The sequence below is a fragment of the Caminibacter pacificus genome, from assembly GCF_003752135.1.
In the GTDB taxonomy this organism is placed as follows: domain Bacteria; phylum Campylobacterota; class Campylobacteria; order Campylobacterales; family Nautiliaceae; genus Caminibacter; species Caminibacter pacificus.
In genome coordinates, this window is record NZ_RJVK01000003.1 from 16254 (window position 1) to 33421 (window position 17168).

Genomic DNA, 17168 nt, shown 5'->3' on the forward strand with positions numbered 1-17168 from the left:
TTTTATTAATCATTATTGAATTTTACTCAAAATTGGTTAAAATTGCAAAAGAGGGAAAGGGGTAATTATGAAAATAATCGACCAAGAAGTAAAATTTGACGATGTTGGTATTTCGAATCGTCCCGTAATTTCAAAAACCGATTTAAAAGGTAATATAACTTTTGTAAATTCGGCATTTTGCAAACTCTCTGGCTACTCAAAAGAGGAGCTAATCAATAAACCCCACAATATTCTCAGGCACCCTGACATGCCAAAAACAATTTTCAAAGAATTATGGGATACGATAGAGAAAAATCAACATTACAGAGGTTTTATAAAAAATCTCAGAAAAGACGGTAGATACTATTGGGTGGAAGTATTTATAGAGCCGATTTACGATGAAAACGGCAAAAAAATCGGCTATATAAGTATGAACAAATCGGTATCGGATGAAGACAAAAAGAAATATTCTCAAATTTATAAAGAATTAAAAGAGAAGGAAACATCATGATTTTGGTAATGCAAAATAATCAAATTGTCGGTATCGACAAATCTTTATTAAACTTTCTGAATATCGACTTACACAACCTTTCCGAAACAATTAATAAAATTGAGCTAGAAATAGCAGCTTTACAAAATAAACAAATTTCAATAAACAATAAAAATATAAAAGTAATAAAAGTGGACTTGATTACACTTGAGGATTTATCATTATACGAGATAATCCCATCAAATGAAGCTGAAGTAGAAAAAACTTCTGAAGAACCTCTTATTCAGACTTCTGAAGAATTAGAAACAATCAAACCTATAGAAATAGAAACCCCTCAAATAAATTTAGACGAATACGTACCTATTACACCTGATTTACAAAAAGAAGAAATACCGATTATTGAAGAAATAGACCAAAATCAAGAAACTTCTCCAAAAATTGAACTTGAAGAAGAATTATTCAACATTAAACCTGATATTAAACCGCAAGAAGAAACAATTTCCGAACTTGAAAGTATTGTTTCTCAAACAAAAGAAACGATTCCGGTACCAGAATCTTCTGAAATATTACCACCAAAAGAAGAAATTCAAGAACCCGTAACTATCTCTATTTCTTTTGAAGACGAACTTTCAGAAGTTCAAGAAATCTTAAACCTACCTAAAGAAGAGGCTAAAAAATTAATAGAAGAAGAAGTTAAACAAGCAGCCAAAGAACTCGGAATAGATGAAAATATGACAAAAGAGCTTTTAGTAGATTTATATAAACAAATTGAAAACGAAAAAGAAAATTTCCAAAAAGCTCTAAACGAGAAAAATTATGAAGAATTACATAAAGTCGCACACAAACTAAAAGGTGCCGCTTTAAATCTAAGACTTTCAAAACTCGCTTATATTTTAAAAGTAATAGACGAAAAATCAAAACAAAAAGCGGCAATTGATACGTTAAAAGAATTAGTTAATAAATTTTACGAATTTTTTGACAAAATCAACGATAGACCAAAAGTTAATATTTCTCCGGAGATAAGAGAAATTATTATGAAAACGGTTCAAGATTATTTAGAAACACAAAATGAAAAAAAATTCAAAAAAGACAAAAAATACATTGAAAAATTACTCAATCAAAAAATTGACTCTATTGATGATTTAAAAAACATCTTAAAAGGTTAATGAATGAAAAAAATCGTTTTGTTTTTATCGATACTCATAATGTTAAATGCGTTTGATTTTACTTTTACTCAAGCATTTATGGAGTTCAACAAAGGAGTAAAACTCGAAAAAACCAATCCTAAAGCGGCTCAAAGACATTTTAAAAAAGCTTTTGAACTAATTAAACAATTAAAAAACAAAGACTCTTCTCAAGTTTATTATTTACTCGGAAGAATGTATTGTAACGGATGGGGAGTCAAAAAAAATTACAAATTAGCAGAAAAATATTTTTTACGTGCTTTAAAACTCGGAAATAAAAGAGTTCATTGTTGTATTGCAAGACTTTATATTAGAGAAGGAAAGCCCGAACTTGCAAAAGAGCATCTAAAATATGCTCTTTCTCATAGTGAAATAGCAAACTATTGTAGTGATATAGACCAACAAACACTTAAGGAGATAAAATGAAAGGTTCATTACTAAGGCTAATTAGCCTTGCCATTTTCGTACCGACATTAATTCTGATGCTTATTAGTGGGTACTTTTTGTATCAAAACTTCACTAAGTATCAAAAAGTTCAAGAATCGATTAAATATTTGCAATTAGCTGAAAGATTAGAAAAAATGCTCGTTTACTTAGGACAAGAGAGGGGTGTTAGTTCTATTTATTCCGTATCAAAAGGACAATATCCTAATTCTAAAAAATTAATTAAACAAAAAAGAATGCTTTTCTCTCAATCAATTGAAGAGATGAAAAAATTTATTAATGAAAATCCTGATTTTTATAATATCGTTCAACCTATTTTGAATATGACAAACAGATTACCAATTGTTAGAAAAAAAATAGATTCTTTTAAAGAAAACTATATTAAAAAATATTTCTTTAATTATTATACGGTACTTGAAAAATTAATTCTTGATACGCAAGCTAAAATTTTTAAACACTTCCCTGAAGAAATTAAAAAAACTTATGAAATCAAATTCCCGTTTGAAAAAATTATTGCATATTCCGGTATTGTAAGGGGTGTAGGTTCATACTACATTACCGCCGATATTCCGATGTCGGAAGATATTTATAAAAAAGTATTTTTAAATTATTATCATTCAAAAAATATATTGCCTATTAAGCTTTTAAGCGAAAAAGACCAGGCAATGTATAACTCTAAAAATTTCAAAAAGACTGAAAAAGATATTCAAACAATTATTTTCTATTTACAACAAGCAAATAACGAATATTATTTAACAGATAACTTTAACGGTTATCCGATAGACTCTATAGACTACTTTAACTTATTTACAAAAAGAATTAACTATTTCCAAAAAACTATTGCCGACTTGAATACATTAGTAAACCAACAACTTAATCAAATTACAACAAACGCAACTAAAAACTTGATTATAAACCTTGCTATTTTCTTACTTGGCGTATTGATTTTTATCATTGGTCTTTATATTCAAAAACTTATCAAAGCTCACATTCAAGAACTTTCAGAACTACTTACTTCATTATCGCCTATCACAGGTGAAACTACAAAAATCGACGTCGGTTCCGCCCAAGGTCTTCACAAAGCGGTCGAAACGGTTGAAAATGCAATCAAAATTACGCAAGAATCGATTAAAAAAGCCGAAGAAGCGACAAAAGCGAAATCCCTATTCCTTGCAAATATGTCACACGAAATCAGAACACCTCTTAACGGAATTTTAGGTTTCCTTGAAATGTTAAGAACTACTTCTTTAAGTCCAGAACAAGAAGATTACGTAAACACAATCGAACAAAGTGCGAAAAACCTACTTCAAATCGTTAATAATATTCTTGACGTTTCAAAAATCGAAAGTAACAAAGTTACTCTTGAAGAAATCGATTTTAAAGCTATCGACGAATTTGAAAACACACTTGAGCTTTTCTCAACTCCTTGTGCACAAAAAAATATTCAATATGTCGCAGAAATATCACCTAATATTCCTAAAACTTTAAAAGGCGACATTTTAAAAATAAAAGAAATATTACAAAACTTAATTAGTAACGCGGTTAAATTTACACATCCGGAAGGATTAATTAGTGTAAAAATTAAACTTCAAGATATTGTAAACGATAAAGCGAAAATCTATTTCGAAGTAAAAGACAGCGGTATAGGACTAAGTGAAGAACAAAAAGAAAAAATATTCGAAGCATTTGCTCAAGCAGACGAATCCGTTACAAGAAAATACGGCGGTACGGGTCTTGGACTTACAATCGTAAAAAATTATATTGAAATGATGGGTGGAAAAATCGATGTTGAGAGTGAAATAAATAAAGGAAGTAAATTCTTCTTTACTTTAGAGTTACCTATAGTAGATAAAGACCCTAGATACAAAAGAAATACATTTAGCAATCTTACTTTCGCTATTTTAAATACATATAAAGACACACTAAGAAAAGATTATTCACTCGAATATCTAAATTACTTCGGTGCCGCTAAAATCGGATTTAATAATGCACCAGAACTTAGAAAAATCATGGATAACGAAAAAATAAACGGTATTATCGTTTTCGTAGAAGAATCTGATAAAGAAGAAATTGAAAAATTAATAAATATCGGTTTACCTATAATTACTATTTCTTCATATTCGCAAAAAGAATTTATCAACACTATTAAACCTCAATTTGACGTTTACGATCCGAACGTACCTTCAAAAACATTCAAATTCCTAAGAGACGTCGCGGAAGAAAAATTTGTTAAAACAACTAAAACAACAACAAAAGCGACAGAAAAACCTCTATATAAATTAAGAGCTTTAATCGCAGAAGATAACCCTATTAACTTAAAATTACTACAAACAACTCTAAAATCAATGGGTATACAAACTGATACGGCTGAAAACGGACTTATTGCGTTTAATAAATACTCAATGAATCCTGAAAAATATGACGTTATTTTCATGGACGTCCAAATGCCTGTAATGGACGGAGTTGAAGCCACTCAAGAAATTTTGGAATTTGAAAAAGAAGAAGGAATCCCTCACACTCCTATTATCGCAGTAACAGCTAACGTGTTAAAAGGTGATAGAGAAAGATTCCTAGGTGCCGGAATGGACGATTACATTTCAAAACCTATTGAGAAAAAAGAACTTCAAAGAGTACTTGAAAAAATCCAACAACATAACTATTCGTTCGAATCACCTGAAAACGAACAAACGGTAGAAACTCAAGAAGAAATTGAAGAAATTAAAGTTGAACCAACAGTTAATCTTCAAACTACAGCACCGACAAAAGAAAAAATTATCGTAGCAACGGAAAGTCCGTTTTTAGCAAGTTATTTTAAAAACGTACTAGATTTTGACTTTGAAACTGCTTCAAACGTTAAACAATTAACGACAAAATTAGACCCTAATGCTAAAAATATTCTTTTAATTGAAGAAGATTTTAACAATGCCGATTTAAACAATCTATTAAAAATCGTAAAAGCGGAAGTTCCTAATGTTAAAATAATTATCATCGGAGAGACTGAAAATGAGTTTGCAGATGATATAATTTCGGACTTAAATCCAGAAAATATTAAATCAACTATAAAAAGGTTAAGCAATGCAGAATAAGAAAATATTAATAGTTGATGATGACGCTATTAATCGTAAACTTTTAAGCGTAACGCTTAAAAAAATCGGTTACGAAGTAATAGAAGCGGAAAACGGAGTGGAAGCTTTATCTAAAATCACTCCGGAAGTTTCTTTGGTACTTCTTGATTTAAAAATGCCGGTAATGGACGGAATTCAATTTATGCAAGCTCTAAAAAACGAAAAACCTGAGTGTGTAAATATTCCTATTATTGTATTAACAACTGATGATGAAAAAAAAGAAGACGCAAGACTGGCAGGAGCTCAAGAAGTACTAATAAAACCTATCAGTCCTATAGAACTTCCCGATAAAATAGCAAGCTATATTAAATAAGCTTGCTATTTATACACTTTCAATTCGTTATACAAACTATCTCTCTCAACCGGTATAAATCCGGCATCTTTAATCTGAAAAATCAACTCTTCCATATCAAGCCCGTTTTTAGAAGCGGCACCTGCAGATGATTGTATTGATTCTTTTTGTATAGTTCCGTCGATATCATCAGCACCGTATTCTTGAGCGACAAGTGCAAGATTAAGAGTAAAAGTCGGCCAATAAGCCTTAATATGCGGGATATTATCCAAAATAATCCTGCTAATCGCTACTGTTTTTAATATTTCCACACCTGTTAAAAACTCTCTAACGTTTAGATAATTGTTTTTAGTTTGATATACAAGAGGAATAAAGGCATTAAAACCTCCCGTTTTTTCCTGAAGACGTCTTAATCTAAGCATATGGTCGATTCTATGTGCTCTATTTTCTATATGTCCAAAAAGCATTGTGGCGTTACTCTTTTTGCCTCTTTTATGCCAAAGCTCATGGATTTTCAACCAATTTTCACTACTTACTTTACCTTTGCAAATTCTATTTCTAACTTCTTCATCAAATATTTCAGCTCCACCACCCGGCATAGAATCCACACCGGCTTCAATCATATCATCAAGCACCTCATCATAACTTTTACCGCTAAGCTCGCTAAAAAAATTTATCTCGGCCGCAGTAAATGCCTTTACATGAATATCGGGAAGCTCTTTTTTTATCTCTTTTACGATATTCATATAATAATCATACCCCACTTCCGGATTATGAGCAGATACTACATGAACTTCTTTAGCGCCTTTTTTATGCGCTTCTTTTGCAATCTCCACACACTCTTCAATCGAAAGGGTATAAGGATTCGGATTTTTTCTATGCGCCGAAAAAGCACAAAATTTACATACGTCTTTGCAGATATTAGAAGGATTTATATGACGGTTGATATTAAAAAAAGTTTTTCTTCCGTGATATTTTTCTCTTATTTCGTTTGCTATTTTTCCTATAGTAAAAAGATCTTTTTCATAAAGCTTAAGACCATCTTCAATTGTAAATTTATCAAAATCGACTCTTTGCATATCCGTCCCTTCAAAAATTATGTGATAAAATACCACAAAAGGAGGAAAAATGCAACTAAACGAGCTTATTTACTCAAGTAATGACGACTTGCTTATAGCAAAAACGATAAAACAAGAGATAAAAAACTATTTAGAACAGATAAAAGTCGAAGGCGGAAAAGATTTTTTTGTAAAACATACAAAAAAAATGGACTATTTTTTAACGATTATTTATAAATACATTCTAAAAAAGAATTTTGAAGAGTTCAGACCTCCTATGAATAATATTCCCATTTCATTGGTAGCTTTGGGAAGCTACGGACGAGAGCAGTTATCGATTTATTCGGATATCGATATTATGATAGTCTATAAAGACCTGCCGGGATACAATATTAAAAACATTATAGAAAACTTCATAACGATGCTTTGGGACTTGGGATTAAAAATCGGTCACAGAGTTCATGAACTAAACGACCTTTTCCCCGCAAGTAACGAAGATATAACAATCAAAACGGCTATGCTTGAGAGTAGATTTATCACGGGTAGCAAATACTTATGGTACGAAACCGAAAACGTCTTAAATAAAATAAGAAATCACAATAAAAAAGAGTACATTTTAGCAAAATACGAAGAGATGAAACAAAGACACAAAAAATATCCTATTTCCATGGAGCCGAATATCAAAGACGGATTCGGCGGAATTAGAGATGCCAATACTCTTTTTTGGATAAACAAAGTAATTTTCAACTACCCTAACAACTCTTATTTGGTACCAAAATTTGCGGATGAAGAGAGCTTTAAAGAATATAGAAGCGCTCTTGAGTTTTTATTCAAAGTCAGAGTCTATCTACACCTCGTAGCAAAGAAAAAAATAGACACCGTAAGACTTCAATACCAAAGAGAAATAGCTCTTAATATGGGATATGAAGACACAAGTAGATTATCGGCCGAGAGAAGATTCATAAAAGATTTATTAAAAGCGTTATGGAAAGTCAATACGTTTTGTGAAATAACTATCAAAAAATTAATCAAGCCGTATTTATACTCTATGCCTTATAAAACGGCAAAAGAAAAAAGAGTAGATAAGAATTTATATATTTGCGATGATATATTATATTCGACATTTTACACAAAAGAAGATTTCAAAACATATCTCAATAAAATTTTATCACTTCCGAAATTTTCAAAATGCGATATCTCAGTAACCGCAAACTTCAAATCAAAAAAAACAAACGCAAAAAAAACGGATATTAAAAAACTTTTTTACTCTCAAAACGCTTATGCGATAATGTTCGCTTTATATCGAGCGGATAAGATAGAAGAGCTTATTCCTCCGTTTGAAAAAATCAAATATTTAGCTCAATTTGACGGATATCATCAATATCCGGTAGATATTCACTCTTTATATACTCTAAAAGAGATAGAAAACGTTGAAATGTTTCAAAATCTAAAAGAAAAACAAAAAGCGCTTTTAAGATTTACGGCTTTCTTCCATGATTTAGGAAAAGGCAGAATCGAAGACCACTCTATTGTCGGAGCGAAAATAGCAAAAGAGTTTGCCGAACAGATTAATTTCGGAAACGAAGAGATAATAGCCAAGCTCATCAAACACCACACTTTAATGTCAAACGTCGCTCAAAGAGAAGATATATTCAACGACAAAGTAATACTTTCATTTGCGTCCATTGTAGAAAACAAAGAGTTTTTGGATTATCTGTATATTTTAACAATCGCAGATATTAAAGCGGTAGGTCCGGGAGTGTTTAATGACTTTAAAGCCAATCTTTTAAAAACTCTTTACGAAAACACCTTAAGAGCCCTTGAAAATAAAGAATTAATCACTGAAACGGCAGCCAGAAAAAGAAAAGAAAAAATTTTACAAAACAAAGAAGAGTTCAAAAATCTACCTCTAAAAATAAAAAAAGCGGCTCTAAATTCGCCTTCAACTCAATTTTTCTTGCAAAACTCAACAAATGAAATAATAGAAATACTAAAATGGATTAACGACGTAGAAGATTACAAAGTAAAATTCGAAAACGACAAACATCTAATTATCCATTTAATCAAACACGACTCACTAAATTTTGCAATCGGATGGTTTTTGGAAAAACTGCAAAAACTAAATCTAAACCATCTATCAATCTACAAAATAGGCGAATATAAATATTTCAAAATCGAATTCGATACCAAAGTAGACGAATACGATTTGCCTATAATCGAAGAGTATATAAAAAAAGCGTTTTCTCCTCAAAAAATTAAAAATAAAATCAAATTTAAAAATGAAGAGTTCGAAATCGACTGCAACCACTCTCAAAACTACGCTTTAGTAAAACTCAAAACTGCCGATAAAAAAGGTATAGTATCGACAATAATGGATACCTTTGACAGATACGGCGTAAGCGTAGAAGACGTCAAAATTTCCACTCAAAAAAACATCGCAAGAGACCTCTTTATTATTCCTAAAGAGAGCCGATTTTGCGAAAAGAAAGATGAAATTCTTAAGGAGCTTTGTGAGTGAAAAAAAAGATTTTAATCATAATCGCCTTTATTATGATAATCTCCACAATAATAAGAACATTTATTGTGGGGGCTTCTTTTCTTAATTATTCAAATTCACTTATAAAAAATCAAACGAATTTAATAGTAGATATTCTAAGAGAAGTAATAGATAAAGATAAATTCTTACATATCATCCAAAACTCTCATCCGATAAAAAAAATAGAATTTATAAAAGGTCAAAAAAACGAACTTATATATTCGTTTAAAGACAAAACCATCATCTCTATCGTACCTTTTAACGAACTCGAATCATTAAAAATAGTCTTTTCGGCAAAAAACTATTTCGATAAACTTCTTATGGCTATTGCGCAGCTTATATTAATAGCTCTAATTTCATTGATTATAATTATTTTACTCGTTAATCACTTCCTAAAACCTTATCTCGAAATTCTTGAAAAGATAGAAGAATCCACAAATAATATCCTAAAAGGAAACTTCAATAATAAAATCGAATTAAAACTAAAAGGCGAAGCGAAAGATTTCGTAAATTCTTATAACTATTTCCTTCAAAAACTAAAAGAAAGCTTCGGAGTTATAGAAGAAAAATATACCGCACTTATCGAAAAAGAAAAATCAAACGACCCTCTAAACGACGCAAAAGAGACAATCGAACAACTTGCGAATATCTTCAAATTCAAAAGAATAATCGAAGAAGACAACTCATACGAAACGATACTTGAGAGGCTCGTAGATATTATAAAAGAGTTCGAAATTAAACATTTCATAATTATAGGCATAGAAAACAACGAAAATATTGCAAAAATAATACACTCTCAAGGTGATATTTGCTGTAACGTTTTAGAAAACTATAAAGATTGCAGAGCCTATAGATTAAAAAAAGAGATAAATTCTCTAAAAATGAAAAAAGAGTGTTTATCACACTATTGCAATACCAATCACATATGTCTTCCGTTTAGCTCTACCGGTAATTTCACCGGTATCTTAAAAATAATTTTTACCGACGAAGAAAAAAAACACGTACTTAAAGTTTTACCTTATATAAAAGCCTACCTAAACGAAATATCGACTATTATCGAATCTAAATATACTCTTGAGCTTTTACACAACCAAAACATAAAAGACCCTCTAACAAGACTTTATAACAGAAGATATCTAGAAAATATGCTCCCGACTTTAATCGAAGGAGCAAAAAGAAGAAACGGAAAAATCGGATTTATTATGCTCGATATGGACCATTTCAAACAAGTAAACGACACATACGGTCATGATGCGGGAGATAGAGTACTTGAAAAATTATCGGAAATAATTTTAGAAAACATTAGAAAAAGCGATATTCCGGTAAGATTAGGAGGAGAAGAGTTTTTAATTATAGCTACAAACATAAAAACTAAAGAAGATTTAAGAAAAATTGCGGATAAAATAAGATTAGCGGTCAAATCTCAACCGTTTTATTTAAGCAGCGGTTTATATATTAACAAAACAATCAGTATCGGTGCCGCTCTATTTCCTGATGATTGTGAAGACGGAAACGAATGTATAAAACTTGCCGACAAAGCTCTGTATGAAGCCAAAAACCAAGGAAGAGATAAAATAGTAATTAATTAGATTTAGTGTTTTTTTTCTTTTTTTTACATTTATTTTTTTTAGGTTGTGCAAACTCAATCAAATCTTCAGCCGTAATAATATCCTCCGGCAAATTCTCAAGCGCTTTTAAAAATACTCTTGTAGTGGTTCTTGCATCTCCAAGAGCTCTATGGTCAACTTCGTTTGGCAGATTCAAAGACTCTTTTAGATATTTAAGACCGTATCTTTGGGCTTCTATTGTTTTTTCGGCAAGCGTAATAGTACATAAATGCCTATTTAAAAGCTCTCCTAAATTCTCTTTTTCAAACTGCTTGGCTAAAAAATTATAATCAAAATCGGCCGCGTGGGCTACAAAAATAGAATCACCCAAAAAAAGTCTAAATTTTTTGAGTATCTCTTTTTGAGAAGCTTCGTTTTTTAACATCTCTTCGTCTATCCCCGTTACTTTTGTTACATATTTCGGAATATCGGTAGCTTTTATCAAAAACGAAAACTCATCTACGGGTTTTAAATTTTTTATTTTTACCGCCCCTATTTCGATAGCCTGACCTTCTTTCGGTTTTGAATTGTTTACTTCCAAATCGACCACCGTATACTCGGCTTCATCATAAGGTATCAGTGCGGTTTTTAAGTAGATTTTGCCGTTTATTTCAGTAAGAGGAAGACCTTGAAATTTCATCAAATCGTATATTGCGTTAAAATCAAACCCTTCGTAATGTTCTTTTGTCAGATTATAAAATTCATCCTTGCTTATGCCCTCTTTTAACTTCTTAATCAGTTTCTCAAACATCCCTATTCTTTTTTAAAGAATTATAACGAAAAATTATCAAAAGTATAATTATGGAAAATTTTTATCAATTAATATATATTTTTATTGCAATACTCTACCAAACTTGATATAATATGTCAAAAATTTAAAAAAGGACAAAAATGGTATTAGTTATGAAAGTGGGGGCGACTCAGGACGAGATTAACAAAACCATAGAACAAATCAAAGCCTGGGGTCATGATGTAAGCATTGCACCTGGTGAAAAACAAGTTGTAATAGGTATTATCGGAGATAAAACCGATTTGATGGGAAGACCTTTAAGTACGCTTCCCGGTGTTGCAAAAGTACTTGAAGTTTCGGCTCCGTACAAAAGAGCAAGTAGAGAATTTCACCCCGAAGATAGCGTAATTGACGTAGAAGGCGTAAAAATCGGGGGAGGACACAAAGTAATTATTGCCGGACCTTGTAGTGTTGATAATGTTGAAAACGTAGTATATCTTGCAAAAGTGGCAAAAGCGAACGGCGCGCATATGCTAAGAGGAGGAGCTTATAAGCCAAGAACTTCTCCGTACACTTTCCAAGGACACGGAGAAGAGGGTCTGAAAATGCTTATGGAAGCTAAAAAAGAAACGGGACTTCCGATTGTTACAGAGCTTATGAGTATAAGCGATATCGATGTAGTATATAAATACGCGGACGTAATCCAAATCGGTGCGAGAAATATGCAAAACTTTCCTCTACTTAAAGAAATCGGAAAACTTGATAAACCGGTAATTCTTAAAAACGGAATCGCTTCGACTGTAAAAGAGCACTTAATGAGTGCGGAATATATTATGAGTGAAGGAAACGATAAAGTTATTTTATGTCTTAGAGGTACGAGAACTTACGAGCCGAGTGTAAGAAATACACTTGATGTGACACTTGTGCCTATTATGCAAAAAATGACCCACTTACCTATTATCGTAGACCCGAGCCACGCGGCAGGAAAAAGAGAATTCGTAAGCGCTCTTGCATATGCGGGAATGGCAGTAGGTGCTGACGGACTTATTATCGAAATGCATAATTGTCCTAAAGAAGCACTAAGTGACGGCGACCAAGCATTGCTTCCAAGAGATTTCGAATATTTAATGAACAAACTTAAAGAACTTAAACCTTGGAGCCAAAAAGAGTGGTGGGAATTTGACAAACAAAAAGAAACGGATTGTATAAAAGTTAAATAAAAAAACTTGATAAAACCCTTGTCAATTTAGCCCCTTTTTAGTTAAAATATAGATAAATCTAAAAAGGGGCTTAAAAATGGAAAAAGAAATTATTACCGATTCTATAATAACTGCAAAAGAAGCACTAAAAAAAGCTCCTAAACTTGAAGGTATAACTACCGGAATCGAAGGCCTTGACAATCTCTTTTTCACAGCCGTAATTGAAAACAACAAACCCCAAAAAAAACCTCTTGGCGGAATGCCAAAATACAGCGTATGTAACATAACGGGAATCAACGATACCGGAAAAAGCTTAATGGCCGAACAATTCGCAATCCATAGGGCTCAGTACGAAAAAGTGTGTTTCGTAACGGTCGAAACTCCGGCAAATTACGTCGTAGCAAGTATGAAACTAAGAGCTGCGGCTATGGGAGTCGATGCAAAGGTAATCGATGAAAACATCATCTTTATAGACGCCACAAGTCACTATAAACTAAGAGACGAAATACCGACATTCTTAAATACCTTAGCTTACGCCATCAAAGAATACGACATAAAAGACGTAGTAATTGACTCCATTACCGGATTTTTCGAAAATAAAGAAATGATGGCAAGAACGATTGTTAGAATGATTTATAATTTCTTAAAAAAATGGTACCAAACTTCTATTTTGGTATCGCAAAAAAGAAGCGGTCACGATTTACTAAGCAGCGAAGCGGCCGGAGGTTATGCCGTCGGGCATATAGTAGACGGAACGATAGTACTTAGCAAAGAAGTGATAGATTCAAGCTACAAAGCCAAAATGTACAAAAAACCGATAGGTGAAATAATCAGGCTTTTTAGAATAGACGGGTGTAGAATGAGCGGTCATGATACAAAAGTGAGAACTTTAGAAATAACTGACACGGGAATCGTAAAAATAGGAAACCCTATAGGAGGTGAATCATGATACTTGAGATAAAAACAAACGATAACGAAATCAAATATTTAGCCGAAAGAGTCTTTTTTAAATCGATAGACCTTTTAGGCGGTTTAAATAAACTCGCCGAATATAGAACGCTAACATGGCTTCCGAGTATCGCAAGAGCCGCTTTTGTAATAGTGTTAAGAGAAGAGTATTTAAAAACGGAAGATGAGATAGCTCAGTTTGTAGGCCTTACAAGAAATACAATCAGACAAATCCTAAGAGCCGACCCGAACGCAGCACTTTATAAAATAGAACATATCGACGAGCTGACAAGCGAAGAAAAAAAACAACTAAAAGTCCATACGGCAGGCGGAATAGCAAAACTTGCATATAAATTGGTAAAAGAAGGAGAAGATTCTCAAACGGTTATGGAGTACTGCCGTATGATTTCTCAAGAAGCCGTATCCCAATGCGACGCACCATGGGCTTATTTGGTACTTAAAAACATAAAAGGAATGCACTACCCTATTACCGACGCAGACGAATTGATTGAGAGATTAAAAAACATAGAAATAAAAGGCGTAAAAGCTCAAGACATCATCAAAAACATACATTACCCTATCAAAAACCCTGCAATGCTTTTAAAAGAGATAAAAGAACAACTTCAAATGAAAGGAATTGAATGAAAAAGGCAAAAATCGTAGCAACTTTAGGACCGAGCAGTATCGATAAGATTGAAGATATGATAAAAGCCGGAGTGGACGTTTTTAGGCTCAATTTCTCTCACGCAGACCATAAAACGCACAAAGCTTCTATCAAAAAAATAAGAGAAGCGGCTAAAAAACTAAACTCAAAAACGGCTATTCTTCAAGATATAAGCGGTCCGAAAATCAGAATCGGTGAAATAAACGGAATTTTGGAATTAAAAAGAGGCGATAAAATAAGACTTGTCAAAAAAAACCCTAAAAGCGCATATGACCTTACTATCAGCTACCCTGAAATCATTGACCACGTAAACGAAGGGGAATACGTATTTTTCGCCGACGGCTCAATAAGAACCAAAGTAATTGAAAAAACTCCCGATTATCTTGTTTTGGAAGTTAAAAACGACGGAGTGTTATCAAGCAGGAAAGGAGTAAATTTTCCTCACTCGAACCTAAAAATATCGGCAATTACACCAAAAGACGAAAAAGATTTGGCATTCGGTGCTAAAAACGAAGTCGATATCGTAGCTATTTCGTTTGTTAATAGAAAAGAGGATATCTTAAAAGCAAAAGAGATTCTTAAAAACGCACACCCTAAACATATGCCGTGGGTAATAGCAAAAATCGAAACGAAACAAGCGGTTGAAAATCTTGACGAAATTTTAGAAGCTGCTGACGGGGTAATGGTGGCAAGAGGCGATTTGGGTATTGAAGTAGGAATAGAAAAAGTACCCGTAATTCAGAAAAAAATAATACGCCGTGCCAATAAGCTCAAAAAACCGGTAATTACGGCGACTCAAATGCTACTATCTATGGTAAATTCTCCGTTTCCGACGCGTGCGGAAGTTAGCGACGTAGCAAATGCCGTTATGGACGGAACGGATGCCGTTATGCTTAGTGACGAAACTACCGTAGGTAAATATCCTATTAAAGCGGTAGAAGTTTTAGTAAAAATCATTCAAGAAATTCAAAGCATTTATCCTTATTATAAAAAATACGAAATAGAAGACAAAGACGCAATCGCTGCAAGTGTCGCCGACCTTTGTAAAGGAATCGAGCCAAAAGCGATTATTTCATTCACAAGTAGCGGTACTACAGTCAAATCAATCGCAAAATACAGACCTAAATCTCCGATTTTTGCGGTAACTCACAGCAGAGACACAAGCAGAAAATTAAAAGTAGTATGGGGAGTTGAAGAGATTTTTGAAATGCCGAAAATCAAAGACCCTGAAAAACTTATTCATAAATTTATAGAAATCGCAAAAAAATTAAATATCTTAAAAGAAAAAGACAAAGTGATTATCACAATGGGTAGTATCGTCGGAAAAGAAGGTACTACAAATATGATAAGGGTCGTTGAAGTTTAGATTATTTCGCTATCAAAGAAAAACTCTATTTCGGGGAAGTTTTTATACAAAAACTCCTCGATAGTTCTTTGTATTTCTGCGGCTTGCTTTTCGTTGTGAGCCAAAAAGGCTATTGCAATACTTGCTTCTTTGGGATATTCTCCGGAAATATCAAGTACGCTAACATTGAATTTTTTTAATTTATCTTTTATAGAATTGACAATTTTACGACGTTCTTTTAAAGAGAAGACAAAAGGAAGCTCGAAATCGACGATAAGATTAACTATTACCATCCTTGCATTCTTCACAAATTCCGTAGATATATAATTCTTTTTCGCTATCGGAATATTTTTCGTTCATTTCCGGTCTTAATAACTCATCCATAGGGATATCTACTACTTTACCGCATTTTTTACAAATAAAATGAGCGTGAGGATCTTTTGTAATTTCGAATTTAGGCTTTTGATGAAGACAAATTTCACTGATAATTTTTTCTTCTTTTAAAGCATTGATATTTTTATAAATCGTAGCAAGAGAAATACTTGGAAACATCTCTTTAATATCTTCATATATCTCTTCTATACTTGCGTGACCTTTTGAATCGAGCTCTTTTAAAATAGCGAGTCTTTGAGGTGTCGTTTTTAAGTCACTATTTTCAAGGAGGATTTTATAATTTTTCATGTCGGCCTTTCAGTTTTTTTCTTTACAATATCCAAAAATTTAGACATTGTAAAGAAAAAAAAGAAGAAAGATTAAGAGTTTTTGAAAGCCTTAACCATTTCTTCCATTTCTTTAACGTCGTTTTCGTCGATAAGGTCGTTAAGTGTTACGTAAGCACCAACGTTTCCTGTCATAGGTTCGATATCTGTATTAACAGGTAATGTTTTTTTACCAGGTTTCCAGTTTGCAGGACAAACTTCACCAGTTTTGTATGCATGTTGATGCGCGATAATTTGTCTTACGAATTCTTTTACGCTTCTACCTACAGGTGGAGCTTGTACTTCTTGCGCTACAACTTGTCCGTCAGGGTTGATTAAGAATCTACCTCTTAGAGCAAGTCCCGCACCTTCGATCATTACACCGAATTTTCTTGTAACTTCACCAGTCGGGTCAGCTGCGATTGTAAGTTTTAAATCTTTTAGTAAAGGCTCAGTTTCAACGAATCTTTTGTGTGAGAATTTTGTGTCAGTTGATACTGCAAGTACTTCCACACCAAGTTCTTTTAATAATGGTAACGCTGCGTTCATTGCCGCAATTTCAGTAGGACATACGAATGTAAAGTCCGCCGGATAGAAACATACTACAGTCCATTTTCCTTTATAATCATCGCTGCTAACTTCAGTATAGTGTCCTGTTGCCGCGTCATATGCTTCCATTTTGAATTCAGGCATTTGTTTTAATACTAATACACCTTCTTGAGTTTTGATTTCTTCCATATTTACCTCCTTAGTTTCTTGTGTTTTGTTTTCAGCTTGTGCTAATTCTTTTGTGTCTTTTTCGCATGCCATATGGCACCTCCTAATTTTTTATACAACAAAATTATATTAAAACTCTTCATTATTGTCAA

Annotated in this window: 16 protein-coding genes; 11 read left to right on the forward strand and 5 right to left on the reverse strand. The window is 32.7% G+C overall.

The features are described 5' to 3' along the window. Positions 1 to 67: 67 nt before the first annotated feature. Genes EDC58_RS06410 through EDC58_RS06430 form a run of 5 tightly spaced genes read left to right on the forward strand, consistent with a single transcriptional unit; the run spans position 68 to position 5535 of the window. Positions 68 to 490 carry a PAS domain-containing protein gene (locus EDC58_RS06410; protein WP_123352690.1) on the forward strand — a complete coding sequence of 141 codons (423 nt, stop codon included), beginning with the start codon at positions 68 to 70 and terminating at the stop codon, positions 488 to 490. Beyond that, entirely contained in the window at positions 487 to 1635 is a 1149-nt protein-coding gene (locus tag EDC58_RS06415; protein WP_123352691.1) for an Hpt domain-containing protein, read from the forward strand. The genes EDC58_RS06410 and EDC58_RS06415 overlap by 4 nt, the downstream gene beginning before the upstream one ends. A 3-nt stretch (positions 1636 to 1638) precedes the next feature. Continuing rightward, positions 1639 to 2079: an SEL1-like repeat protein gene (locus tag EDC58_RS06420; RefSeq protein WP_123352692.1), complete on the forward strand. Its 441-nt coding sequence runs from the start codon at positions 1639 to 1641 to the stop codon at positions 2077 to 2079. Further along, positions 2076 to 5183 (forward strand): ATP-binding protein, encoded by a 3108-nt coding sequence (locus tag EDC58_RS06425; protein WP_123352693.1) that lies wholly within the window; start codon positions 2076 to 2078, stop codon positions 5181 to 5183. The genes EDC58_RS06420 and EDC58_RS06425 overlap by 4 nt, the downstream gene beginning before the upstream one ends. After that, the gene (locus EDC58_RS06430; protein ID WP_123352694.1) at positions 5173 to 5535 is read left to right on the forward strand and encodes a response regulator; all 363 of its coding nucleotides are present in this window, start codon (positions 5173 to 5175) and stop codon (positions 5533 to 5535) included. The genes EDC58_RS06425 and EDC58_RS06430 overlap by 11 nt, the downstream gene beginning before the upstream one ends. A gap of 5 nt (positions 5536 to 5540) precedes the next feature. On the opposite strand, the gene mqnE is transcribed toward EDC58_RS06430, so the two are convergent. Further along, positions 5541 to 6593 carry an aminofutalosine synthase MqnE gene (gene mqnE, locus EDC58_RS06435; protein ID WP_123352695.1) on the reverse strand — a complete coding sequence of 351 codons (1053 nt, stop codon included), beginning with the start codon at positions 6591 to 6593 and terminating at the stop codon, positions 5541 to 5543. 49 nt (positions 6594 to 6642) lie between these two features. On the opposite strand from mqnE, the gene EDC58_RS06440 reads away from it, so the two are divergent. Beyond that, positions 6643 to 9090 carry a [protein-PII] uridylyltransferase family protein gene (locus EDC58_RS06440; protein WP_123352696.1) on the forward strand — a complete coding sequence of 816 codons (2448 nt, stop codon included), beginning with the start codon at positions 6643 to 6645 and terminating at the stop codon, positions 9088 to 9090. Continuing rightward, on the forward strand, positions 9087 to 10697 hold the full coding sequence (locus EDC58_RS06445; RefSeq protein WP_123352697.1) for a GGDEF domain-containing protein: 1611 nt from the start codon (positions 9087 to 9089) through the stop codon (positions 10695 to 10697). Before EDC58_RS06440 ends, EDC58_RS06445 begins: the two co-directional genes overlap by 4 nt. On the opposite strand, the gene EDC58_RS06450 is transcribed toward EDC58_RS06445, so the two are convergent. Then, a complete protein-coding gene (locus tag EDC58_RS06450; protein ID WP_123352698.1) occupies positions 10690 to 11466 on the reverse strand; it encodes a 3'-5' exonuclease in 777 nt (258 codons plus the stop codon). The genes EDC58_RS06445 and EDC58_RS06450 overlap by 8 nt on opposite strands. Positions 11467 to 11606: 140 nt before the next feature. On the opposite strand from EDC58_RS06450, the gene aroF reads away from it, so the two are divergent. The 4 genes from aroF to pyk all read left to right on the forward strand — a co-directional run bounded on the left by aroF (position 11607) and on the right by pyk (position 15622). Beyond that, a complete protein-coding gene (aroF, locus tag EDC58_RS06455) occupies positions 11607 to 12665 on the forward strand; it encodes a 3-deoxy-7-phosphoheptulonate synthase (RefSeq protein ID WP_123352699.1) in 1059 nt (352 codons plus the stop codon). Between the two features lie 76 nt (positions 12666 to 12741). Then, positions 12742 to 13593 (forward strand): KaiC domain-containing protein, encoded by an 852-nt coding sequence (locus EDC58_RS06460; RefSeq protein WP_123352700.1) that lies wholly within the window; start codon positions 12742 to 12744, stop codon positions 13591 to 13593. Continuing rightward, positions 13590 to 14237: a bacterio-opsin activator gene (locus tag EDC58_RS06465; protein WP_123352701.1), complete on the forward strand. Its 648-nt coding sequence runs from the start codon at positions 13590 to 13592 to the stop codon at positions 14235 to 14237. Before EDC58_RS06460 ends, EDC58_RS06465 begins: the two co-directional genes overlap by 4 nt. Further along, positions 14234 to 15622, forward strand: a complete 1389-nt coding sequence (gene pyk / locus EDC58_RS06470; RefSeq protein ID WP_123352702.1) for a pyruvate kinase — start codon at positions 14234 to 14236, stop codon at positions 15620 to 15622. Before EDC58_RS06465 ends, pyk begins: the two co-directional genes overlap by 4 nt. Here pyk and EDC58_RS06475 read toward each other — a convergent pair. From EDC58_RS06475 to EDC58_RS06485, 3 genes are all read right to left on the reverse strand, one after another. Beyond that, positions 15619 to 15894 carry a DUF503 domain-containing protein gene (locus tag EDC58_RS06475; RefSeq protein WP_123352703.1) on the reverse strand — a complete coding sequence of 92 codons (276 nt, stop codon included), beginning with the start codon at positions 15892 to 15894 and terminating at the stop codon, positions 15619 to 15621. The genes pyk and EDC58_RS06475 overlap by 4 nt on opposite strands. Continuing rightward, the gene (locus tag EDC58_RS06480; RefSeq protein WP_123352704.1) at positions 15881 to 16282 is read right to left on the reverse strand and encodes a Fur family transcriptional regulator; all 402 of its coding nucleotides are present in this window, start codon (positions 16280 to 16282) and stop codon (positions 15881 to 15883) included. Before EDC58_RS06480 ends, EDC58_RS06475 begins: the two co-directional genes overlap by 14 nt. A gap of 71 nt (positions 16283 to 16353) precedes the next feature. Continuing rightward, the gene (locus EDC58_RS06485) at positions 16354 to 17109 is read right to left on the reverse strand and encodes a peroxiredoxin (RefSeq protein ID WP_123352705.1); all 756 of its coding nucleotides are present in this window, start codon (positions 17107 to 17109) and stop codon (positions 16354 to 16356) included. Positions 17110 to 17168 lie beyond the last annotated feature (59 nt).

What these genes read in the sequence shown, in the direction of transcription:
- EDC58_RS06410 (WP_123352690.1), top strand. Translation starts at nt 68, where the DNA reads ATGAAAATAATCGACCAAGAAGTAAAATTTGACGATGTTGGTATTTCG.
- EDC58_RS06415 (WP_123352691.1), top strand. Translation starts at nt 487, where the DNA reads ATGATTTTGGTAATGCAAAATAATCAAATTGTCGGTATCGACAAATCT.
- EDC58_RS06420 (WP_123352692.1), top strand. Translation starts at nt 1,639, where the DNA reads ATGAAAAAAATCGTTTTGTTTTTATCGATACTCATAATGTTAAATGCG.
- EDC58_RS06425 (WP_123352693.1), top strand. Translation starts at nt 2,076, where the DNA reads ATGAAAGGTTCATTACTAAGGCTAATTAGCCTTGCCATTTTCGTACCG.
- EDC58_RS06430 (WP_123352694.1), top strand. Translation starts at nt 5,173, where the DNA reads ATGCAGAATAAGAAAATATTAATAGTTGATGATGACGCTATTAATCGT.
- mqnE (WP_123352695.1), bottom strand. Translation starts at nt 6,593, where the DNA reads ATGCAAAGAGTCGATTTTGATAAATTTACAATTGAAGATGGTCTTAAG.
- EDC58_RS06440 (WP_123352696.1), top strand. Translation starts at nt 6,643, where the DNA reads ATGCAACTAAACGAGCTTATTTACTCAAGTAATGACGACTTGCTTATA.
- EDC58_RS06450 (WP_123352698.1), bottom strand. Translation starts at nt 11,466, where the DNA reads ATGTTTGAGAAACTGATTAAGAAGTTAAAAGAGGGCATAAGCAAGGAT.
- aroF (WP_123352699.1), top strand. Translation starts at nt 11,607, where the DNA reads ATGGTATTAGTTATGAAAGTGGGGGCGACTCAGGACGAGATTAACAAA.
- EDC58_RS06460 (WP_123352700.1), top strand. Translation starts at nt 12,742, where the DNA reads ATGGAAAAAGAAATTATTACCGATTCTATAATAACTGCAAAAGAAGCA.
- EDC58_RS06465 (WP_123352701.1), top strand. Translation starts at nt 13,590, where the DNA reads ATGATACTTGAGATAAAAACAAACGATAACGAAATCAAATATTTAGCC.
- pyk (WP_123352702.1), top strand. Translation starts at nt 14,234, where the DNA reads ATGAAAAAGGCAAAAATCGTAGCAACTTTAGGACCGAGCAGTATCGAT.
- EDC58_RS06475 (WP_123352703.1), bottom strand. Translation starts at nt 15,894, where the DNA reads ATGGTAATAGTTAATCTTATCGTCGATTTCGAGCTTCCTTTTGTCTTC.
- EDC58_RS06480 (WP_123352704.1), bottom strand. Translation starts at nt 16,282, where the DNA reads ATGAAAAATTATAAAATCCTCCTTGAAAATAGTGACTTAAAAACGACA.
- EDC58_RS06485 (WP_123352705.1), bottom strand. Translation starts at nt 17,109, where the DNA reads ATGGCATGCGAAAAAGACACAAAAGAATTAGCACAAGCTGAAAACAAA.